Raw genomic sequence first — 19,301 nt, forward strand, 5'->3', positions numbered from 1 at the left:
CTCAGCGGACGGGGGGCTCCCCTCAGCGGCGTCGGGCCAGCTTGTAGCCGTTCTGGTCGTAGACGAGCTCGTACCTGCCGCCGTGGGCCCGCTCGGCGTACGCGACCACGTCCTCGGGCGAGCCGACGCCGGCAGCCAGGTCGAACAGGACGTACTCGGGCTTCGCGTCGCCGACCGTCCCGAGCCAGTACACGGTGTGGTCGGTGACCAGGTGGTTCAGCAGCCCGATGTCCGCCTCCACGCTGGCCCCCTTCGGCACCAACGACAGCACCGTCCGGGCGCTGTCGGCACGTGGCGGCTCGTCATACGTCGCGGGGTCCGCCAGCGCTGCGACGGGCGAGCCGACCATCAGGAAGCCGCTGACCACGACGCCCCCGACCGTGGCCCACTGCAGCCACGGCTGCCGGACCATGGCATCGATCATCGCGACGAAGACGATAGGCATCAGCACGAGCGAGTAGTGGTACTCGGTGCCCCAGTAGAACGGCACGTCGTTCACGAACCGGCCCACCAGCGTCGGCACGGCCAGCAGCACCCAGGGCGAGCCCAGCGCCGCGAGGCCCGTGATCGCCAGCGTCAGCAGCACCGTCGCGGCCTTGCGGTCGAGCTGGTCCAGCAGCGTCGTGAGCAGACCGCGGTCGCCCAAGGTCGAGTGGGTGTACTCCCCCGACGCGTTGACCGCCGGGATCACGACCAGGACGACGAGCGCGGAGGCCAGCACGCCCACGGCCGCCAGCACGAGGCCCTTGCGGCGCTCGCCGGCCAGCCAGAGCACCGCGCCGATGACGGCGACGGTCAGGCCGAGGTCCTCCTTGACCAGCAGGAGCGGCAGGGACCACCACACGACCCGGTCGAAGCGGCGGTCGACGTACGCGGTGCCGGCCAGCGCCAGCAGCGGTGCGGCGAAGGCAACCTCGTGGAAGTCCGCCTCCACCGCCGACTGAAGACCGAACGACAAGCCGTACGAGACGCCGATCGCGAGGCCCACGAGCGTCCCCAGCCGGCGCATCGCCAGCACCGCGATCAGGTAGATCGAGATCGCGATCAGGACGACCTGCGCCAGCAGCACGGTCTGGGCGGACGGGAAGATCCGGTAGAACGGGGCGATCAGCGCCGTGACCGGCGAGAAGTGGTCGCCGAAGATGTTGTAGCCCGGGCCCTTCACGTCCGAGACCGGTGCGCCGAGCGCCGCGTAGCTCTTGACGACCTGCTCGAAGATCGCGTTGTCGAACGAGCTGATCGTGAACCGGTCGAACCGGATCAGCGTCACCGCTCCGTACGCGATCGCGCAGGCCAGGGTCAGCGCCCCGGCGAGCGCGTGCTGGAAGCGGCTGGCGGTCATGGCAGCGTGAGGTTCTCGCCCGTCTCGGGGTCGAACACGTGCACCCGCTGGCGTGGGATCACCACACGGATCGACATGCCCGGCTCCAGGGTGCTGTCGGCGGCGAGCTCGGCCACCAGGAAGCTCTGGAACAGGTCGAACTCCAGCAGGTCCTCGACCTCGTCGAGCAGCTCCTCGACCTCGGGGGCGATCTCGTAGCCGAGGTAGGCGAACTGCGAGCTGCCGCGCCACTCGACGTCGTCGATGCGGGTCGTGAACTCGACCGGGTCGGTCACCGCCTGACCGCCGACACCGGTCGCGTCGTAGCAGTGCTCGGGGCGGATGCCGGCGACGACGACGCCCCGCTCGCCGATGCGCTCGAGCAGCGGCTCGTCCAGCAGCATCGTGGCCAGCGGCATCACGAGCTCCTTGCCCATCGGGAACGCCGGCACCAGGTTCATCGGCGGTGCGCCGAGGTAGCCCGCGACGAACATGTCGGCCGGGCGCTCGTACAGGTCGCGCGGCGTGCCGACCTGGTGGATGAAGCCCTGGTGCATGACCGCCACGCGGTCGGCGTTGCTCAGGGCCTCCTCGACGCTGCTGGTCGTGAAGATCGAGGTGCGCCCGCGCTCCTGCTGCCACTGCGTCGTGACCGAGCGGACGTGGGTGCGGACCCGCTCGGACTGGGCGGAGAAGGGCGAGTCGAACAGGTACGCCTGGGCGTCCCGCACGAGCGAGCGGCCGAGGGCCACCCGCTGGCGCTGGGCGTCGTCGAGGTCCGCGGGCTTGAGGTCGAGCAGGTCGCCGAGCGCCAGGAGCTCCGCGACCTCGTGGATCCGGTCGGAGAGCTCGTCCTTGTCGAAGCCGCGGCGCAGCGTCGAGGAGAACGCGAGGTTGTCGAACACGTCCAGGTGCGGGTGGAGCGCGTAGTCCTGGAACACCATCGCCAGGTCGCGGCCGCGCGGGCCGACAGCGTTGACCACGGTGTCGCCCAGGAGGATGTCGCCGCCCGTGTGGTCCTCGAGTCCCGCGAGGGTGCGCAGCAGCAGCGACTTGCCGCCCCCGCGAGGGCCGGTGACGGCCAGCGTCGTCCCCTCCGGCACGTCCAGGACGATGTCGTCCAGCAGCGGACGGCTGCCGGTGCGGCTGGCCGTCGTCAGGTGGCGGACTTCGATCGACGTCATCGGTAGGACCTTCCGAGGAGATGGTTGATCCGGCGTGGGAAGAGCAGGAGCAGGGCGACCGCCGGGAGCATCCACAGCAGCCCGGCCGCGGCGATCGCGGAGCTGGAGTCCTCAAGCTGGCCGCTCGCGACCAGGAGGGTGGCGGGCAGCGGCAGGGCCCGCTCGTCGGGCGACAGCGCGGCCCCGAGGACGGCGTCGTTGCACCCGGCCACGAACACCAGGAGCGCGACCACGGCGAGTCCCGGCAGGAGCGCGGGCGCCGCGAAGTGCCGCAGCACCTGACGTGTGGTCGCGCCGTCGGCGCGGACCGCGTCCAGCAGGGTCCACGGGACGTCGCGCATGACGGTGACGCTGAGCCAGGTCGCCAGGGGCAGGGTGATCACGAGCGTCGGGACCACCAGCGCCAGCCGGGAGCCGTACACGCCGAACGCGTCGAGCTGATCGGCGTACGCCCCCGCCAGCGCCACGACCGGCACGAGCAGGGCCGCGACGACCAGGCCGTACGCCAGGCGCTTGCCGGGCACCGGCAGGCGCACGAAGGCGTACGCCGCGGAGACGGCCAGGGGCATCGCGATGAGCGTCGCGAGCGCCGAGACGAGGAACGAGGTCAGCGCCGCGTCCTGCAGCAGGTCGGAGCGGACCGCGCCGTCGAACGCACCCCACGAGACGTCCTGAGGCCACAGCGACCCCGGGGCGACCCCCTCGGGCGAGGTGGCCACCGTGAACGTCCACAGCAGCGGCACCAGCGTGACGACGACCAGGACCTCGAGGCCCAGCACCGCCCAGAACGACACGTCGCGGCTGGTGTCGGCGAACAGCACGCCGAGGGCGCCGCTGGCCATCAGCACGACCGAGACCGCGATCCACAGCCACAGGTCGGGCCTGGCGACCATGATGACGCCGTAGTTGCCGAGCCCGAAGCCCAGCGCGAACGCGACCGCGGAGGCCAGGAGACGCGACTTCAGCGAGGCGGTCACACGACCCTCCTCACGCGGAGCAGCGGCACGAGCACGGCGGCGAGAAGAGCGGCCAGCAGCAGGAGGAGCACCGAGGTCGCAGCACCGAGACCGAGCTCGAAGCGGGAGAAGGTGGAGTCCCAGACCACGACCGGCACCGTGCGCACGTCGGAGGCCGGGTCGTCGACGACCAGGGGACCCTCGAGCATCCGAAGGGCGTCGAGTGCGCGGTACGTCGCCGCGACCGCGATCGCCGGGGCCATGGCCGGCAGCACGACCCGGCGGAACCGCTGCCACGCCGTGGCGCCGTCGGCGACGGCCGACGCCATCAGGGACGACGAGACGCGGAGCAGGCCGGCGAGCAGGATGACGGCCGTGATGCCGGTGCCGCGCCAGACCTCGGCGAGCGAGACCGCGACGAGCTGGCCGACCGGGCCGACGTCGTCGATCCGGAACCAGTCGGCCGCGAACCCGGTGGTCACCGCGTCGCGCCACACCACCGCCGAGACGACCGCGAGCATCGCGAACGGCAGCAGCACCAGGACCCGGGTGACCGGCCACCAGGCGGTGAGGCGGCGCAGCGCCGCCGCGAAGGCCAGGCCCAGCACGAGCTGGAGCAGCACCGCGACCGCCACGATCGCCAGGGTCGCCGCGACGGCGATCCACCAGGAACGGGAGGTCAGCACCTGCACGTACGTGTCGAGGCCGACGAACGCCCGGTCCTCCGGGTTCGTCAGGGGCTGGGTGTGCAGCGACGTCCAGACCGCACGGCCGATCGGCCACGCGGTCACGGCCAGCAGCACCACGACCGCGGGCGCGAGCCAGCGCCAGCCCCTCATCGCAGGGTCCCCTCGATCGCGGCCTCGACGGCCGCCTGCGCGGCGTCGGGCGTCGCGTCCTGCGTGACGTCCTGCGTCGGCGTCCACGTCCGGTCGACCGCCCCGAGCACCTGGAACCAGTACGGCGTGGCCGGGACGGTCGCGCCGGTCTTGACCGCGGTCCGGGTGACGGTGCGCTGCGGGTACGCCGCAGCGACGGACTTGTCGTCGTACGTCGAGAGCCGGCTCGCGCTGTGCTGGGCCTCGGTCATCAGCGCGGTGAGCCGCTCGGGGGACGTCAGGCACTGGATCGCGTCGTACGACCGGGCCGGTTGCGGCGCGTGCTTCGGGACCGCGAGGCCGATGCCGGCCAGCGGCGCGACGCTCCGGTCGGTGACGGTCGGGTACGCGGCGGCGACCATGTCGGCCGAGACCGACGCCAGCGCCGGGTCCGCGACCGCCGAGGCGGACGCGACGAGGAACCCGCCGCCGGGCGCCGCGAACGCCGAGAGGGCGTCCTTGGACGGTCCCGGGCCGACCTCGGACTCGTGGTAGAACTCGACGATCGACGCGGCCGCGCGGCCGGCGTCCCCGGACAGTCCGACCTCGGCGTCGTCCCTGTTGCCGGAGACGAGGGTGCCGCCGGCGCCGGTCACCAGCGCGGTGACCCACTCCGCGAGGCCGCTGCCGTCGCGGTCCTGCACCTGGATCGTCACCCCGAGGCGCTGGGCGCCGGCGATCAGGTCGTCCCAGCTGATCGGCTTGCTGGTGTCGAGCCCGGCCCGCTCGGCCACGTTGCCGCGGAACCACAGCACCTGCGGGTCGAGGAACCACGGGGCGACCACGAGCCGGTCCTCGTACGTCGCGGCGTCCAACGCCGGGCGGGCGATGCCCTCGCTCAACGGACCGACGAGATCGTCCGGGACCGGCGCCAGGAACCCCGCCGCGGCCAGCTCCGCGGTGAACGCCGAGTCCAGGCTCAACAGGTCCATCGTGTCGTCGTTCGCGCGCAGCCGTCGGACGAGCAGGTCGTGCCGGGCGCTGACGTCGGCCGGCAGCTGCTCGACCTCGATCCGGTACGCGCCGGCCGCCTCCGCGTTGCAGGTCGCGGCCAGGGCCGGGGCGTCCACCAGGTCGGGGCCGACGTACCAGGACAACAGGGTCGGCGCGTCGTCCGAGGCGCTGTCGGACGCCCCGCAGGACGCGAGCAGACAGGCCGTCAGGACGGCGGCCGCGCCCAGCGCGAAACGTCTCCCTGGCCCGAACACGATGGCAACTGTGCCACAGAGAGAGGCTCTCCCCGAGCGGTACGCCGTGTTGCCCGGGAAGAGCCTCTCGCGTCGCAGGAACGTGCCCGCGTCACGCGTTGCCGTGCGTCGTCAGAGCGTGACGTCCTCCAGCATCTCGGTGACGAGTGCCGCGACCGGCGAGCGCTCGGACCGGGTCAGCGTGACATGGGCGAACAGCGGGTGGCCCTTGAGCTTCTCCACCACCGCGACGACCCCGTCGTGGCGTCCCACCCGCAGGTTGTCGCGCTGGGCGACGTCGTGGGTCAGGACGACCTTGGAGTTCGCGCCGATGCGGGACAGCACCGTCAGCAGGACGTTGCGCTCGAGGGACTGCGCCTCGTCGACGATGACGTAGGAGTCGTGCAACGAGCGGCCCCGGATGTGCGTCAGCGGGAGCACCTCGAGCATGCCGCGGTCGAGGATCTCGTCGATCACGGCCGGCGACGTGATGGCACCGAGCGTGTCGAAGACCGCCTGGCCCCACGGACCCATCTTCTCGGACTCACTGCCCGGCAGGTAGCCGAGCTCCTGGCCGCCCACGGCGTACAGGGGGCGGAAGATGACGACCTTCTTGTGCAGGCCACGCTCCATCGTCGCCTCGAGGCCGGCGCACAGGGCGAGGGCGGACTTGCCGGTGCCGGCGCGTCCACCGAGGGAGACGATGCCGACGTCCGGATCGAGCAGCAGGTCCAGCGCGACCCGCTGCTCGGCCGAGCGTCCGTGGATGCCGAACGCATCCCGGTCGCCGCGGACCAGCTGCACCTGCTTGTCGGCGGTGACGCGGCCGAGGCCGCTGCCCTTGTCGGACAGCAGGACCAGTCCGGTGTGGCACGGCAGCTCGCGCGCCTCGGGCAGGTCGACCGTCCCCGCGTCGTACAACGCGTCGAGGTCGAGGCTGTCGATCTCGATCTCCCGCATGCCGGTCCAGCCGGACTCGAGGGCGAGCTCGGCGCGGTACTCCTCCGCGACCAGGCCGACGGCCGAGGCCTTGACCCGCATGGGCAGGTCCTTGGAGACGATCGTGACGTCGAGCCCCTCGTTGGCCAGGTTGCGCGCGACCGACAGGATGCGGGTGTCGTTGTCGCCGAGCCGGAAGCCGGACGGCAGCGAGGACGAGTCGGTGTGGTTGAGCTCGACCCGGATCGTGCCGCCCTCCTCCCCGATCGGCAGAGGGACGTCGAGCGTGCCGTGCTGCACCCGCAGGTCGTCGAGGAAGCGCAGCGCGCTGCGCGCGAAGTAGCCGAGCTCGGGGTCGTGGCGCTTGCCCTCCAGCTCGGTGATCACGACGACGGGGATGACCACCTCGTGCTCGTGGAACCGGTGGACGGCGTTCGGGTCCGCGAGCAGGACGCTCGTGTCCAGGACGTACGTGCGGCGGGCCGTGCTCGGGCTCTGGGTCGTGCGCGATGCAGCCACAGCTGTCTCCTCTGGCGGACCCGCGCGCGCCTGCGCCGGCCCTACTCGTGGGCGGGGGATCCAGGCTCAGGCGCGAGCGTCAACACATCTCGAACGCTAGGTCGGTCCGGGGCGATTTCGCGGGACGACACGCGGAACCGCAGATGACGTCCCCGTTAACACCCACGAGTCACGTACAACCGCCGACGAGTCACGTACGGCACGTGAGGAGTCACGTACGGATCCGTACGCGACTCGCCGGCGTCCGTACGTGACTCGCCGGCGTCCGTACGCGACTCGCCGGCGTCCGTGCGTGACTCGTCGGCGTCCGTGCGTGACTCGTGGGCGGGTCAGGCGCCGAAGCGGCGCTGGCGCAGGGCGTACGAGCGCATGGCGCGCAGGAAGTCGACGTGGCGGAACGCCGGCCAGAGCGCGTCGGCGAAGTAGAACTCCGAGTGGACGCTCTGCCACAGCAGGAACCCCGAGAGGCGCTGCTCCCCCGAGGTACGGATCACCAGGTCCGGATCGGGCTGCCCCTTCGTGTAGAGGTGCTCGGCGATGTCGTCGACCTCCAGCGTCCCCGCCACCTCCTCGAGGGTCCGCCCCTTGGCCGCCTGGTCCAGCAACAGCGACCGCATCGCGTCGGTGAGCTCCTGGCGCCCGCCGTAGCCGACGCAGATGTTGACCCGCATGCCCTTCACCCCGACAGTCGAGTCGGCGAGGTGCTTCATGCGAGCGGCCGACTCCGACGGCAGCAGGTCGAGGTTGCCGATCACCGAGATGGGCCAGCGCTGCTCACCGGCGAGCCGCTCCATGAGCCCCTCGACGGCCGCCAGGATGCCGGCCAGCTCCTCCGGCGAGCGCTGCAGGTTGTCGGTCGACAGCACCCACAGGGTGACGATCTCGACACCCAGCTCGTCACACCACTCGGCGAACTCCGCGATCTTGTTGGCACCGGCCTGGTACCCGTCCTCGAACCGGCTGCCGGACGACTTCGCCCAGCGCCTGTTGCCGTCGACGATCGCGCCGACGTGGTGCGGGAGCTTGGCCGGATCGAGCTGTTTGGCGAGGCGCCGTTCGTACACGCCGTACGCGAGATCGCTGACTCCCATGAACTGAGCGTAACGCCCACCACAGCCGCCGCGGACGCGTGGCAGGCGCCTTCCGGCTGTGGAATACCCTGACCACATGATCGACAAGGAGCAGGAGAGCGCCGTCCAGGAGGCGACCGATCGGTTCCGCGACACCGTCGACGAGATGAAGCCGAAGCTCCGCGGCTGGCTCCACGCGGTGACGCTCCCGCTCGCGTTCTTCGCGTTCATCGTGATGCTCGTGATCGCCGACGACATCTGGGTACGGATCGGCGTCGCAGTCTTCATGGTCAGCTCGATGCTGCTGTTCGGCGTCAGCGCCGTCTACCACCGCGGCACCTGGTCCGACCGGGTCCGTGGTTTCTGGAAACGCTTCGACCACGCCAACATCTTCTTGCTCATCGCCGGCTCGTACACCCCGTTCTCGCTGCTGCTGCTCAGCAGGGACCACTGGATCATCATGCTGTCGCTGGTGTGGGGCGGCGCCCTGCTCGGCGTCGTCTTCAAGCTGTTCTGGATCGACGCGCCGCGCTGGCTGTACGTCCCGCTCTACCTGGTGCTGGGCTGGGCCGCGGTCCTCTACTTCCCGGAGTTCGTCGAGAACTCGTCCACGGCCGTCATGGTGATGCTCGTCGGCGGCGGCGTCCTCTACACGCTCGGCGCGATCGTCTACGGCTTCAAGTGGCCCAACCCGTCACCGCGCTACTTCGGCTTCCACGAGGTCTTCCACGCGTTCACGATCGCGGCGTTCATCGTGCACTACATCGGCGTCAGCCTGCTGGCCTACCAGCAGCACTGACCCCCGCACCTCAGGAACGCGCGGCCGCCTGCAGGTCCGTGACCGTGGTGACGGGACGCTGGCACACGAACCCGCGGCACACGTACGCCGCGGCGTCGCCGTCGACGAGGTCACGCTGGTCGAACAGCGGGATCGCCAGCCCCGGCTCCCCCGCCACGACGACCGCACCGGGCGAGGTGAGGCTCAGCGCGCCCCGGTGCAGCTCCGTGCGCTGCTCGGGTGCGCCGACGACCGCGACCTCCAGCGGACCGGCGACGAGCGCCTCGGCGGCGGCGAGCGTCCAGCCCGCGAACCGGGGAAGCTGGGTCGCGATCGACGAGGCCGCCGCGATGCCGGACTCCGCGGCCTCGCGGTAGCGGTGATCGCCGGTGATCGCGGCGAGCGCGATCAGGGCGTGCATGGCCGCCGACGTGCCTGACGGGTACGCGTTGTCCGAGGCGTCCTGGGGCCGGACGACGAGCGTCTCGGCATCGTCGGCGGTGTCGAAGAACCCGCCCGCGGGGTCGGCGAAGTGCTCGACGACCCGGTCCAGCACCAGCCGCGCCCGGTCGAGCCAGACCGCGTCGCCGTTGACGCCGAGCACCGCGAGGAACGCCTCGGCGACCGCGCCGTGGTCCTCGAGCACCGCCGCGTTGGTGCCCGCCACGCCGTCGCGGGACGTGCGCCGGAAGCCGTCGGCGAGGTGGACGTCATGGATCAGCTCGGCTGCCGTCACGGCCGCGGCGGTGAAGTCGGGCTCGTCCAGGAGGACCCCGGCCTCGGCCAGGGCCGAGATGGCCATGCCGTTCCACGACGCGACGACCTTGTCGTCCCGGGCCGGGCGCGTCCGCTCCGCGCGAGCGGCCACGAGCCGGGCACGGACGTCCTGCCAGCGCGCGTCGTCGTCCGGGTCCTGGAGCAGCTGCAGCGTGGAGAAGCCGCGCTCGAACGTCCCTGGGCCGGTCACCGACAGCAGCTGCGCCGCCCAGGCGCCGTCCGCCGCACCGAGGGTGCGCATCAGCTGGTTGGGGTTGAAGACGTAGAACGTGCCCTCGTGGCCGTCGCTGTCCGCGTCGAGCGCGGACGCGAATCCGCCCTCCGGCGTGCGGAGTTCGTCGAGCAGGAACCGCCCGGTCTCGCGGACGACCCGCTCGGCCAGCGGCGACCCGCTCGCGCGCCACCAGTGCAGGTAGACCCGCAGCAGCAACGCGTTGTCGTACAGCATCTTCTCGAAGTGCGGCACCCGCCAGTAGCGGTCCACGCTGTAGCGGGCGAAGCCGCCGGTCAGCTGGTCGTACATGCCGCCGCGGGCCATCGCCTCGCACGTGCCCGCGACCATGTCCATCGCCTGCTGCGACCCGGTGCGGGCGGCGTTGCGGAGGAGGAACTCCAGCACCATCGAGGGCGGGAACTTCGGGCTCGCGCCGAAGCCTCCCGCGTCCTGGTCGTACGACCCGGCCAAGGTCGCGACCGCCTCGTCGAGCTGGTCCGTGCCGAGCGGGCCGCCGGTCGGTCCGGCCGTGTCCTTGAGGTGGTTCAGGACGTCCTGGCTGACGGTGAGCACCTCGTCGCGGCGGTTCTCCCACGCGTCCGCGAGCGCCTGCAGCACCTGGCTGAACGCCGGCGCCCCCTGGCGCGGCTCGGGCGGGAAGTACGTGCCGGCGAAGAACGGCTCGCCCTCCGGGGTCAGAACACACGTCATCGGCCAGCCGCCGTGACCCGTCATGGCCTGCGTCGCCTGCATGTAGACCGCGTCGATGTCGGGACGTTCCTCGCGGTCGACCTTGATGTTGACGAAGTGGTCGTTCATGTACGCCGCGGTCGCCGCGTCCTCGAACGACTCGTGCGCCATGACGTGGCACCAGTGGCAGGCCGCGTAGCCGACGCTCAGCAGGATCGGGCGGTCGAGCGTCCGGGCCGTCTCGAGCGCCTCAGGGCTCCACTCCCACCAGTCGACCGGGTTGTCCCGGTGCTGCTGGAGGTAGGGGCTGGTGGCCTCGGCAAGACGATTGGGCATACCGCCAGCCTAGGCGCGCAGCCGGATGTCGCATGAGCACGAAGCCCGAGCGGACCCGCGGTCAGGTGCGGTCGTGCGGGGTGGTGCGCTTGACGCCCGGGTCGCTGCCGTCCTGGTCCCACGGCTGCAGCGCCTTCTTGCTGTGCCGCATGAAGGAGCGCGCGAGGAAGTAGGTCGCGATGATCAGCAGGACCACGATCCCCAGTGCGACCCAGCCCGGCTTGACGTCGTTCGGGTCGAGGCGCTTGCCGTCGGCTTTCGCCGCGAGGTCGGCCAGGAAGACGTAGGAACGCATGCCTCCATCCTACGCGCCCGGGTGAGCCCGTCTCTCGTACGTCCGGGGCGGAGTCCCCACCACCGCGGTGAAGGCCCGGGTCAGGTGGGACTGGTCGGCGAAGCCCAGCTCGATCGCCAGCGCGGCCCAGTCCGTGGGCCCCGCGTGCGCAGCCGCGGCCGCGTCGAGCAGGCGGAAGCGCTGCACCACCCACTTGGGCCCGATGCCGAGGTACGCCGTGAAGTGACGCTGCAACGTCCGCAGGCTCACGCCGGCGTGGTCCGCGAGCTGGTCGGCGCGCGTGATGGAGGGATCCACCTCCGCCGCCCGGACCAACGCGTTGAGCTCGTCCGCCACGGGGTCGGGCACTGCCCCGCACGCATCCAGGTGCGCCTGGAGGGTGGCCGCCATCTCCTCGTCCGTCGCGCCGGGCCTCAGCAACGCTGCCGCGGCCGCGGAGTCGTCCGGGCCGACGAGGTCGCCGAGCGGCACCACCCGTCCGGCGACCCGGCCGAGGTCGGCCCCGAGGACGGCCCGGAAGCTCGCGGGCCGGAACGTCGCGCCGATGACCTGCCCCGACCCTTCGAGCGTGCGGACGAAGGGCTCACGCGTGATCCCGTTGACGAGCAGCCGCGGCACCCCGCGCCAGGGCTCGGCGGTCACGTGCACGCACGGCTGCGGGATGACCTGCTGGTCGTACGGCTCTGCGACGTCCCACCGGACGATCCAGAGGTACTCGACGAACCGTCTCCAGCGGTCCGACGGCGCGACCCGGGACACGCTGAAGTGCTGCGCAGCCGTGGCCGGGTGCAGGATCGCGGCCTCACCCCGTCCGTTCGGATCGGTCATGGCACCAGTGTCGCGTTTGTGCAAGACCGCGCACACCCCTCGTTCCTAGCGTCGAGGGCATGACCCGCTCGCACACCACCACCGCCAGGTTCACCGTCGCCGGATGGAAGGAGGAGGTCGTCGTCGACATCGACCACGACGGCCAGGAGATCAACGGAGTGACGTACCCGAAGCGCGGGTTCAGCCGCGCCGACGTCACCTACGCGTACTCCGGCTCGATCGAGGGCACCAGCACCCTCGCGTACCTCATCTCGTACCGTCCCGGCTCGGCTCCGGTCGTCGGCTTCGAGCACTTCACCGGCTCGATCGACGGCCACGACGGCTCGGTCGTCCTGCAGCACGCCGGCGAGCACGACGCCGAGGCCGTCCGGGCGACTCTGCAGGTCGTCCCCGGCATGGGCACCGGAGGGCTCGAGGGCCTGACCGGCGAGGCCACCGTCGAGATCGCCGGTCACAGCGACGACGGCTACGCGATCACGCTCGCGTACGAGCTGTAGCCGTCAGTCGGGCGGCTCGATCCCGTCCAGGTCGGCGTCCGGGGGCCGGCCGGGGCGCGACACCGTCAGCACCGCCTCCACGACGGCCTCCTCGGACTCGATCCGGCGCTCCAGCGCACGCAGCCGGTCCGCGACGATGGACTCGGTCTCGTCACCCACCAGGTCGACGCTCGCGACGAGGTAGAGCCGGTGCGGGCCGACGAACTCGACGTGCAGGTAGCCCACGCTCGCGACCTCGGGCATCGACACGATGCGGTTGCGGACCAGTGCGTCGATCTCGGGCGTGACCGCCTCCCCCACCAGGAACCGGCGGTTGCGGTCGATCAGCACGAACGCGATCACCGCGAGGAGCACGCCGACCAGGATCGATCCCATCGCGTCGTAGACCGGCGAGCCCGTCGCGTGGTGCAGCATGATGCCGGTGGCGGCGATGACGATGCCGATCAACGCGGCCGCGTCCTCCGCGAACACCGCACGCAACGTCGGGTCGGACGTCGAGAGCGCGGTCTGCAGCACGGACTGGTCGGTGGCAGCCGCACCGCGGTGCACCTGCCGGTACGCCTGCAGGAACGACGTCCCCTCCAGCACGAACGAGATGCCCAGGACGACGTACGCGATCGTGAAGCTGTCGTTGCCCTCCTCGGCGCCGAGCTCCTGGACGCCGTGGATGATCGACACCGCGGCACCCGCGACGAACAGGCCCACCGCCGCGAACAACGACCACACGTACGCCTCGCGGCCGTACCCGTGCGGGTGGGTGTGGTCCGCCCGGCGGCGGGAGCGGCGGTCGGCGATGACAAGGAAGACCTCGTTGCCGGTGTCCGCCCAGGAGTGCGCCGACTCCGCGACCATCGACGCGGAACCGGTCATCACCGCCGCGGCCGTCTTCGCCAGCGCCACGAGGGCGTTGGCGGTGAAGGCCAGCACGACGGTGATGTTCACGTCATCAGCGCAGTCCGGCGAACAGATCCGTCTCGGGGATGCTCGTCTCGACCTTGGAGTCGACCAGCTGGTAGTCCTCGCTCGGCCACGCCTCGGCCTGGATCTCGCGGGGGACGGCGAAGAACCAGCCGTCGGGATCGATCTGCGTCGCGTGGGCGAGCAGAGCCGCGTCGCGGACCGGGAAGTACTCCGCGCACTCGACCCGCGTGGTCAGCCGCTCCTCGTCCTCGGGCTTGCGCTCCCAGTCCTTGAACCGCTCCGCGTACGGGTTCTCCAGGCCGTGCGACTCCATCGCCTTGGCGATCGCCTCCATGCGCTCCCAGCTCCAGCCGAGGTGGTAGTAGAGCTTGGAGACCTGCCACGGCTCACCCGCGTCGGGGTAGCGCGTCGGATCGGCCGCGGCCTCGTACGCCTCGACGCTGATCTTGTGGCACATGATGTGGTCCGGGTGCGGGTATCCGCCGTTCTCGTCGTACGTCGTCAGGACGTGCGGCTTGAACGACCTGATCAGCCGGACGAGGGGCTCGGCGGCCTCCTCGACCGACTTGAGACCGAAGCAGCCCTCGGGCAGCGGCGGCTTGGGGTCGCCCTCGGGCCAGCCGGAGTCGACGAAGCCGAGCCAGTCCTGGGTGACGCCGAGGATCGCGCGGGCCCGGTCCATCTCCTCGCGACGGATCAGCGTGATGAGCTCGGGGTCGTCCTCGATGCCGGGGTGCTTGAACTGCGGGTTGAGGATCGACCCGCGCTCGCCCCCCGTGCAGGTCACCACGTGGACGTCGACGCCCTCCGCGACGTACTTCGCGGTCGACGCGGCCCCCTTGCTCGACTCGTCGTCAGGGTGGGCGTGCACGTGCATGAGGCGGAGCTTCTCGGCCACGGTTCTCCTTCAGAGGGCGTTCACAAATCCTTGCACCTGCGGCAACGCCCTGCGCGCGGTGGATGTTCCCCGCCATCCGGCCCGTCCTGCCGGGCGCTGGGTGCACCTGAGACAATGGACCACGTGACCGACCTCAGCTCTCGCTACGGGACCAGCAAGCGCCCCCGCTGGTTCTGGCCCGCCGTCGCAGCCGTCGGCATCACGCTGGGCGTGGCGTTCGCGGCCTGGGTCGGCTTCCAGAAGGACCCCGTGACCGGCCGGCTCTGGGGCTACGACGTCGTCGACGACCACACCGTCTCGATCACGCTGGACGTGATCCGTCCCGATCCCGTCGCCGCCCGGTGCACCGTCTACGCGCAGGCCGAGGACCACTCGATCGTCGGCGAGAAGACGATCAACCTGCCGGCCACGGACAAGGAGAAGGTCCGGGTCACCGCCGACATCGAGACCGAGCGGGCGGCCGTCAACGGTGTGCTGAGAACGTGTGTCGTCGTTGATTGAGTGATAGCCTCGTCAGTTCACCCCGGGCGATGGCCCGGGGTGCAGCACGTAAAGGAGCACTCGCATGACTCAGCCGACCGAGACCGACACCATCTGGGTGACCCAGGAGGCCTACGAGCGTCTGCAGCAGGAGCTCGCACACCTGAAGGGTGATGTCTGGACCGACATCACCACCAAGATCGCTGCCGCGCGCGACGAGGGCGACCTCAAGGAGAACGGCGGCTACCACGCCGCCCGCGAGGAGCAGGGCAAGACCAAGGCCCGCATCGACCAGCTCGAGAGCATGCTCCGGCGTGCCGAGGTCGGCGAGAAGCCGGCCGACGACGGTCTCGTCGAGGCCGGCATGATCGTGACGATCCGCTTCGCCGGCGACAGCGACACCGAGCAGTTCCTGCTCGGGTCACGCGAGCTGCTCAGCATGGACTCCACCGTCGAGATCGACGTGTACTCCCCCACCTCGCCGCTCGGTGCGGCCATCCTCGGCAAGTCCGTCGGTGACACGGTCAGCTACGAGACCCCGAACGGCAAGAGCATGTCGGTCGAGGTCGTCGCCGCGAAGCCGTTCTGAGTCCTGACCCCGCTGGGCCAGACGTATTGACCGCGACACGCCTGGCGTGCCGGTCGAAACGTCAGGCTCAGCGGGCACGAGGGCGCTAGAGCAGCTCGTAGCCGAGGTCCAGCAGCCGTGCGCTGACCTCGTCGCGATGCTGCGGCCCACGCGTCGCGACCTGGATGTCGACGTCGACCTGCCGGACGCCCAGCCGCTCCGACGACCGGTCGTGGTTGACGGTGATCACGTTGACCTGCATGAGCGCGAGGTCGCTGAGCAGGCGCATGAGCTCCCCCGGACGGTCGCCGATGCGTACGCGCATGGTCAGGAACCGGCCCGCTGCCGCGAGGCCGTGACGGATGACGTCCAGCAGCACGAGGGCGTCGATGTTCCCACCGGACAGCACCGCGACGACGGGCCCCTCGAACGCCTCCGGGCGCTCCAGCAACGCGGCGACCGCGGCAGCCCCTGCGGGCTCGACCAGCATCTTGGCCCGCTCCAGCAGCGAGATGAGCGCCCGGCTGAGCGACTCCTCGCTGACCGTGATGACGTCGTCGAGCAGCGAGTCCAGGATCTCGAACGGGATGTCCCCGGGCTGGGCGACCGCGATGCCGTCCGCCATGGTGACGCCCATCGGCGCGGCCAGTGGTTGGCCCGCGGCGATCGAGGCGGGGTACGCGGCGGCGTCCTCGGCCTGCACCCCGATGATCCTCAGGTCGGGGCGCTCGGTGCGCAGCAGCGCGATGCCGGCCGCGAGCCCGCCGCCACCGAGCGGCACGAGGATCGTCCGGACGTCGGGGCACTGCTCGAGGATCTCGAGTCCCACCGTCCCCTGGCCCGCGATGATGTCCTCGTGGTCGAACGGGTGGATCAGGACCGCGCCGGTGGTCTCGGCGAAGGCCTTGGCGGGCACCAGCGCCTCGGTGACGCCCGTGCCGTGGAACTCGATGTCGGCGCCGTAGCCCTCGGTCGCGGCGACCTTCGGCAACGCCGCGCCGACGGGCATGAAGATCGTCGCCTTCGTGCCGAGCATCGAGGCGGCGAGGGCGACGCCTTGCGCGTGGTTGCCGGCACTCGCCGCCACGACACCACGCGCCCGCTCCTCCTCGCTGAGCCGCGAGATGCGGACGTACGCGCCGCGGATCTTGAACGAGCCGGTGCGTTGCAGGTTCTCCGCCTTGAGGAACACGTCCTGGCCGGTGCGCGAGCTCAACCAGCGCGAGTGCGCCATCGGGGTGGTCTCCGTGACCCCCTCGAGCAGCTCGCGGGCTCGTCTCACGTCGCTCAGGTCCACCTGCTCAACCTATAGCGTCGTCCCGCAGGCACGCGTTCGCCGTCGAGACGCGAATAAACCTAAGGGTTATAGGCAACGTGCTAACGTCTATCGCATGGACGTGCCCACCCCCTCCGCCCTGCGGTCCGCCTTCATCAACAGCTCTCGCAGCAAGGCGGCCTCGATGTCGTTGCCGAAGCCGTGGCCGCCGGCCCGCGCGGACGAGCTCGACTTCCTGGGATGGATCGACCCGAAGGCGCCGCAACGGGCCTATCTCGCGATCGCGCCGGCACCGCTCCACGACCTGACGTGTGTCGAGCTTCGGCTGCCGAGCAGTCCGGCCCGACGCAGCAAACAGACGATGTGCGACCTGTGCCAGACACCCGACGCCCCGGACGGCTCCCTGCTGATGGTCGCCCCCCGCGCTGGCGCCCGCGGCCGGAGCGGAGACACAGTCGGCCTCTACATCTGCAGCGACTTCGCCTGCTCGATCCGGGCGCGCAGGCCACTCAAGGCCCACGAGCGATCGGTCACCGGTGCGCCGGACACCCGGGTCGAGGCGCTGGTCGAGCGCGTCACCGCCTTCGTCGACCGGGTCCGGGGGTAGGGCGGTGCCACGCGCCGGACTGACGACGGACAAGGTCGCTCGAGCGGGCGCGGAGCTTGCCGACGAGGTCGGGTTCGGGCAGGTGACGATCTCCGAGCTGGCGCGACGGCTCGGGGTCAAGGTCGCGAGCCTCTACTCGCACGTGCAGAGCTCGGACGACCTCCGCACCCGGATCGCCCTCATCGCGCTCGAGGAGCTCGCCGACCGAGGGGACGAGGCGCTGGCCGGCCGGTCGGGCCGGGACGCGCTGATCGCCCTGGGCGAGGTCTACCGCACCTACGCCAGCGAGCACCCGGGACGCTACGACGCCGCGGGCTTCCCCCTGGACGCCGCCACCGCAGCGGCCAGCGCAGGGCCGCGGCACTCCCGCATGCTCCGGGCCACGCTGCGCGCCTACCGGATCCCGGAACCGGCGCAGACCCATGCGGTGCGCCTGGTCGGCAGCGTCGTCCACGGCTTCGTCACGCTCGAGCGCAGCGGCGGCTTCGCGCACAGCGAGCCGGACTCCGGCCAGTCCTGGACCAGCATCATGGACGCCCTGGACACGATGCTGCGGACCTGGTCCGCCGCCTGAACCTGATCACGGTGTCGACAGGCGGAGGACTCAGCGCGCCGGGACCGCCGGCGCGCCGCCCCAGATGACCGCCTGGCAGCCACGGAAGAACGACCCGGCGACGGTGCTCGGGTCCCCGAGGTAGCCCGCGACCATGGCACCGTCCCGCAGCAGCATCAGGTCGTCCACCACGTCGGCGGTGTTCGGCAGGTCCAGGGGGGCCAGGAGCTCGCCGAACATGGTCCGGTACCAGTCGCGGTGCTCCGCGACGGTCTTGCGGACCGGGCTCTCGGGGTCGGGGTTCTCGGCGGCCGCGTTGATGAACGGGCAGCCGCGGAACCCGGGGCTGCAGGCCACGATCCCCGTCTGGTCGCAGATCATGCGCAGCGCCGCCTCGGCGTCGCCGGCGCTCTGCGCGATGGCCGCACCGATGCCGTCCCGCTCGAGCGTCGCGCGCTGCTCGAGATAGGCGACGACGAGATCGTCCTTGCTCTTGAAGTGGCGATAGAACGTCACCTTCGTCGTGCCGGCCCGCTCGATCACCTTGTCGACGCTCACGGCACGCAGACCCTGCGCGTAGAACAGCTCGCTCGCAGCGTTGATCAGCCGATCACTCATGGACACCTGCACGCGCTCGATCATACGACTTCCTTCCAGACCCTTGCTCTTCTCGGCACCCTGCAGTACGTTCCTTGTAGAGTGACTAGTCATTCTACCTCACGGGTGGTCAACCGCCCCTCACACGACAAAGGACACGATCATGCAGACCCAGACACCTCCCCCCTTCCTGATGACAGCGACTGACGACTCCGCCACCGGCGGGTCGGCCGACGCCGGCGCACCCCGTCCCACGATCGTGCTCGTGCACGGCGCGTGGGCCGACTCGTCGAGCTGGTCCCCCGTGGTCGAGCGGCTCCGGGCAGCTGGATTCCCCGTTCGCTCGATCGCCAACCCGCTGCAGGGCCTCGACACCGACACCGCCTACCTCGCGAGCCACCTGACCGCGATCGAGGGCCCGGTCGTCCTGGTCGGGCACTCCTACGGCGGCGCCGTGATCAGCAACATCGACCCGTCGGCGTTCGACATCACGTCGCTGGTCTACGTCGCCGGCTTCATCCCGCTCAAGGGCGAGTCCGTCGGCGACCTCGCGGCGCAGTCCACCCCTCCCCTGCCGCTCGTCCCTGTCGAGGTCCCCGGCGGCGTCGAGGTGACGATCGATCCCGCAGGTTTCCGCAGCGCGTTCGCCGGCGACCTCGACGAGGCCACCGCCGCCGACCTCGCGGTCGCGCAGCGGCCCGCCAACGTGCGCGCCGTCTCCGAGCCGAGCGTCCACGAGTCGTTCCGCTCCACCCCGACCTGGGTCCTCGTGACTCGCCAGGACCAGGCGATCAACGTCGAGCTGCAGCGGCTGATGTCGGGCCGCATCGACGCCCAGGTCACCGAGGTCGACGCGTCGCACGCCGTCATGATCAGCCGTCCCGACGCCGTCGCGGACCTCATCACGCAGGCCGCCCGATGACCTGCGCCTC

General features: G+C 71.0%; 21 protein-coding genes. 7 read left to right on the top strand and 14 right to left on the bottom strand.

Annotation, left to right across the window (positions count from 1 at the left end; all coding sequences use genetic code 11):
* Positions 1-22: 22 nt before the first annotated feature.
* The 7 genes from C3E78_RS13240 to C3E78_RS13270 all read right to left on the bottom strand — a co-directional run bounded on the left by C3E78_RS13240 (position 23) and on the right by C3E78_RS13270 (position 8,075).
* Positions 23-1,342, bottom strand: coding sequence for a DUF2079 domain-containing protein (locus C3E78_RS13240; RefSeq protein WP_108579130.1), 1,320 nt, complete (start codon positions 1,340-1,342; stop codon positions 23-25).
* Entirely contained in the window at positions 1,339-2,505 is a 1,167-nt protein-coding gene (locus C3E78_RS13245) for an ABC transporter ATP-binding protein (protein WP_108579132.1), read from the bottom strand. Before C3E78_RS13245 ends, C3E78_RS13240 begins: the two co-directional genes overlap by 4 nt.
* Complete coding sequence (locus C3E78_RS13250) at positions 2,502-3,482, bottom strand: ABC transporter permease subunit (RefSeq protein WP_108579134.1); 981 nt, start codon at positions 3,480-3,482, stop codon at positions 2,502-2,504. The genes C3E78_RS13245 and C3E78_RS13250 overlap by 4 nt, the downstream gene beginning before the upstream one ends.
* Positions 3,479-4,300: a carbohydrate ABC transporter permease gene (locus C3E78_RS13255; protein WP_108579136.1), complete on the bottom strand. Its 822-nt coding sequence runs from the start codon at positions 4,298-4,300 to the stop codon at positions 3,479-3,481. The genes C3E78_RS13250 and C3E78_RS13255 overlap by 4 nt, the downstream gene beginning before the upstream one ends.
* Positions 4,297-5,547, bottom strand: a complete 1,251-nt coding sequence (locus C3E78_RS13260; RefSeq protein ID WP_159085896.1) for an extracellular solute-binding protein — start codon at positions 5,545-5,547, stop codon at positions 4,297-4,299. The genes C3E78_RS13255 and C3E78_RS13260 overlap by 4 nt, the downstream gene beginning before the upstream one ends.
* 111 nt (positions 5,548-5,658) lie before the next feature.
* A complete protein-coding gene (locus C3E78_RS13265) occupies positions 5,659-6,984 on the bottom strand; it encodes an RNA 5'-3' helicase PhoH2 (RefSeq protein WP_108579140.1) in 1,326 nt (441 codons plus the stop codon).
* 329 nt (positions 6,985-7,313) lie between these two features.
* Positions 7,314-8,075, bottom strand: coding sequence for an isoprenyl transferase (locus tag C3E78_RS13270; RefSeq protein WP_108579142.1), 762 nt, complete (start codon positions 8,073-8,075; stop codon positions 7,314-7,316).
* Between the two features lie 76 nt (positions 8,076-8,151).
* Between C3E78_RS13270 and trhA the strand changes: the two genes are divergently transcribed.
* The gene (gene trhA / locus C3E78_RS13275) at positions 8,152-8,853 is read left to right on the top strand and encodes a PAQR family membrane homeostasis protein TrhA (protein ID WP_108579144.1); all 702 of its coding nucleotides are present in this window, start codon (positions 8,152-8,154) and stop codon (positions 8,851-8,853) included.
* 10 nt (positions 8,854-8,863) lie between these two features.
* Here the strand turns inward: trhA and C3E78_RS13280 are convergent, their stop codons facing one another.
* From C3E78_RS13280 to C3E78_RS13290, 3 genes are all read right to left on the bottom strand, one after another.
* Positions 8,864-10,849 carry a thioredoxin domain-containing protein gene (locus tag C3E78_RS13280; RefSeq protein ID WP_108579146.1) on the bottom strand — a complete coding sequence of 662 codons (1,986 nt, stop codon included), beginning with the start codon at positions 10,847-10,849 and terminating at the stop codon, positions 8,864-8,866.
* Positions 10,850-10,910: 61 nt separating this feature from the next.
* Positions 10,911-11,144: a hypothetical protein gene (locus C3E78_RS13285; RefSeq protein ID WP_108579148.1), complete on the bottom strand. Its 234-nt coding sequence runs from the start codon at positions 11,142-11,144 to the stop codon at positions 10,911-10,913.
* 9 nt (positions 11,145-11,153) lie between these two features.
* Complete coding sequence (locus C3E78_RS13290) at positions 11,154-11,972, bottom strand: helix-turn-helix domain-containing protein (protein WP_108579150.1); 819 nt, start codon at positions 11,970-11,972, stop codon at positions 11,154-11,156.
* 59 nt (positions 11,973-12,031) lie between these two features.
* On the opposite strand from C3E78_RS13290, the gene C3E78_RS13295 reads away from it, so the two are divergent.
* Positions 12,032-12,469 (top strand): DUF3224 domain-containing protein, encoded by a 438-nt coding sequence (locus C3E78_RS13295; RefSeq protein WP_108579152.1) that lies wholly within the window; start codon positions 12,032-12,034, stop codon positions 12,467-12,469.
* 3 nt (positions 12,470-12,472) lie between these two features.
* On the opposite strand, the gene C3E78_RS13300 is transcribed toward C3E78_RS13295, so the two are convergent.
* Positions 12,473-13,411: a cation diffusion facilitator family transporter gene (locus C3E78_RS13300; protein WP_235833621.1), complete on the bottom strand. Its 939-nt coding sequence runs from the start codon at positions 13,409-13,411 to the stop codon at positions 12,473-12,475.
* 4 nt (positions 13,412-13,415) lie between these two features.
* A complete protein-coding gene (gene mca / locus C3E78_RS13305) occupies positions 13,416-14,288 on the bottom strand; it encodes a mycothiol conjugate amidase Mca (protein WP_108579156.1) in 873 nt (290 codons plus the stop codon).
* A 123-nt stretch (positions 14,289-14,411) separates the two neighbouring features.
* Here mca and C3E78_RS13310 point away from each other — a divergent pair, with 123 nt between their 5' ends.
* The gene (locus tag C3E78_RS13310; protein ID WP_159085897.1) at positions 14,412-14,789 is read left to right on the top strand and encodes a DUF4307 domain-containing protein; all 378 of its coding nucleotides are present in this window, start codon (positions 14,412-14,414) and stop codon (positions 14,787-14,789) included.
* A 64-nt stretch (positions 14,790-14,853) separates the two neighbouring features.
* Positions 14,854-15,357 (top strand): transcription elongation factor GreA, encoded by a 504-nt coding sequence (gene greA, locus C3E78_RS13315; RefSeq protein WP_108579159.1) that lies wholly within the window; start codon positions 14,854-14,856, stop codon positions 15,355-15,357.
* A gap of 85 nt (positions 15,358-15,442) precedes the next feature.
* Here greA and ilvA read toward each other — a convergent pair whose 3' ends face one another.
* Complete coding sequence (gene ilvA / locus C3E78_RS13320) at positions 15,443-16,633, bottom strand: threonine ammonia-lyase (RefSeq protein WP_108579161.1); 1,191 nt, start codon at positions 16,631-16,633, stop codon at positions 15,443-15,445.
* A 94-nt stretch (positions 16,634-16,727) separates the two neighbouring features.
* On the opposite strand from ilvA, the gene C3E78_RS13325 reads away from it, so the two are divergent.
* Together C3E78_RS13325 and C3E78_RS13330 are read left to right on the top strand one after the other, a co-directional pair.
* Positions 16,728-17,219 carry an FBP domain-containing protein gene (locus C3E78_RS13325; protein ID WP_108579163.1) on the top strand — a complete coding sequence of 164 codons (492 nt, stop codon included), beginning with the start codon at positions 16,728-16,730 and terminating at the stop codon, positions 17,217-17,219.
* Positions 17,220-17,223: 4 nt separating this feature from the next.
* Positions 17,224-17,793, top strand: coding sequence for a TetR/AcrR family transcriptional regulator (locus C3E78_RS13330; protein WP_108579165.1), 570 nt, complete (start codon positions 17,224-17,226; stop codon positions 17,791-17,793).
* Between the two features lie 30 nt (positions 17,794-17,823).
* On the opposite strand, the gene C3E78_RS13335 is transcribed toward C3E78_RS13330, so the two are convergent.
* Positions 17,824-18,414, bottom strand: coding sequence for a TetR/AcrR family transcriptional regulator (locus tag C3E78_RS13335; RefSeq protein ID WP_108579167.1), 591 nt, complete (start codon positions 18,412-18,414; stop codon positions 17,824-17,826).
* A gap of 118 nt (positions 18,415-18,532) precedes the next feature.
* Between C3E78_RS13335 and C3E78_RS13340 the strand changes: the two genes are divergently transcribed.
* Complete coding sequence (locus tag C3E78_RS13340; protein ID WP_108579169.1) at positions 18,533-19,291, top strand: alpha/beta fold hydrolase; 759 nt, start codon at positions 18,533-18,535, stop codon at positions 19,289-19,291.
* Positions 19,292-19,301 lie beyond the last annotated feature (10 nt).

It is taken from the genome of Aeromicrobium chenweiae (genome assembly GCF_003065605.1).
Taxonomy (GTDB): domain Bacteria; phylum Actinomycetota; class Actinomycetes; order Propionibacteriales; family Nocardioidaceae; genus Aeromicrobium; species Aeromicrobium chenweiae.

Coding starts and splice junctions, on each gene's coding strand:
- C3E78_RS13240 (WP_108579130.1), bottom strand. CDS start 1,342: ATGACCGCCAGCCGCTTCCAGCACGCGCTCGCCGGGGCGCTGACCCTG.
- C3E78_RS13245 (WP_108579132.1), bottom strand. CDS start 2,505: ATGACGTCGATCGAAGTCCGCCACCTGACGACGGCCAGCCGCACCGGC.
- C3E78_RS13255 (WP_108579136.1), bottom strand. CDS start 4,300: ATGAGGGGCTGGCGCTGGCTCGCGCCCGCGGTCGTGGTGCTGCTGGCC.
- C3E78_RS13270 (WP_108579142.1), bottom strand. CDS start 8,075: ATGGGAGTCAGCGATCTCGCGTACGGCGTGTACGAACGGCGCCTCGCC.
- trhA (WP_108579144.1), top strand. CDS start 8,152: ATGATCGACAAGGAGCAGGAGAGCGCCGTCCAGGAGGCGACCGATCGG.
- C3E78_RS13280 (WP_108579146.1), bottom strand. CDS start 10,849: ATGCCCAATCGTCTTGCCGAGGCCACCAGCCCCTACCTCCAGCAGCAC.
- C3E78_RS13285 (WP_108579148.1), bottom strand. CDS start 11,144: ATGCGTTCCTACGTCTTCCTGGCCGACCTCGCGGCGAAAGCCGACGGC.
- C3E78_RS13290 (WP_108579150.1), bottom strand. CDS start 11,972: ATGACCGATCCGAACGGACGGGGTGAGGCCGCGATCCTGCACCCGGCC.
- C3E78_RS13295 (WP_108579152.1), top strand. CDS start 12,032: ATGACCCGCTCGCACACCACCACCGCCAGGTTCACCGTCGCCGGATGG.
- greA (WP_108579159.1), top strand. CDS start 14,854: ATGACTCAGCCGACCGAGACCGACACCATCTGGGTGACCCAGGAGGCC.
- C3E78_RS13325 (WP_108579163.1), top strand. CDS start 16,728: ATGGACGTGCCCACCCCCTCCGCCCTGCGGTCCGCCTTCATCAACAGC.
- C3E78_RS13335 (WP_108579167.1), bottom strand. CDS start 18,414: ATGATCGAGCGCGTGCAGGTGTCCATGAGTGATCGGCTGATCAACGCT.
- C3E78_RS13340 (WP_108579169.1), top strand. CDS start 18,533: ATGCAGACCCAGACACCTCCCCCCTTCCTGATGACAGCGACTGACGAC.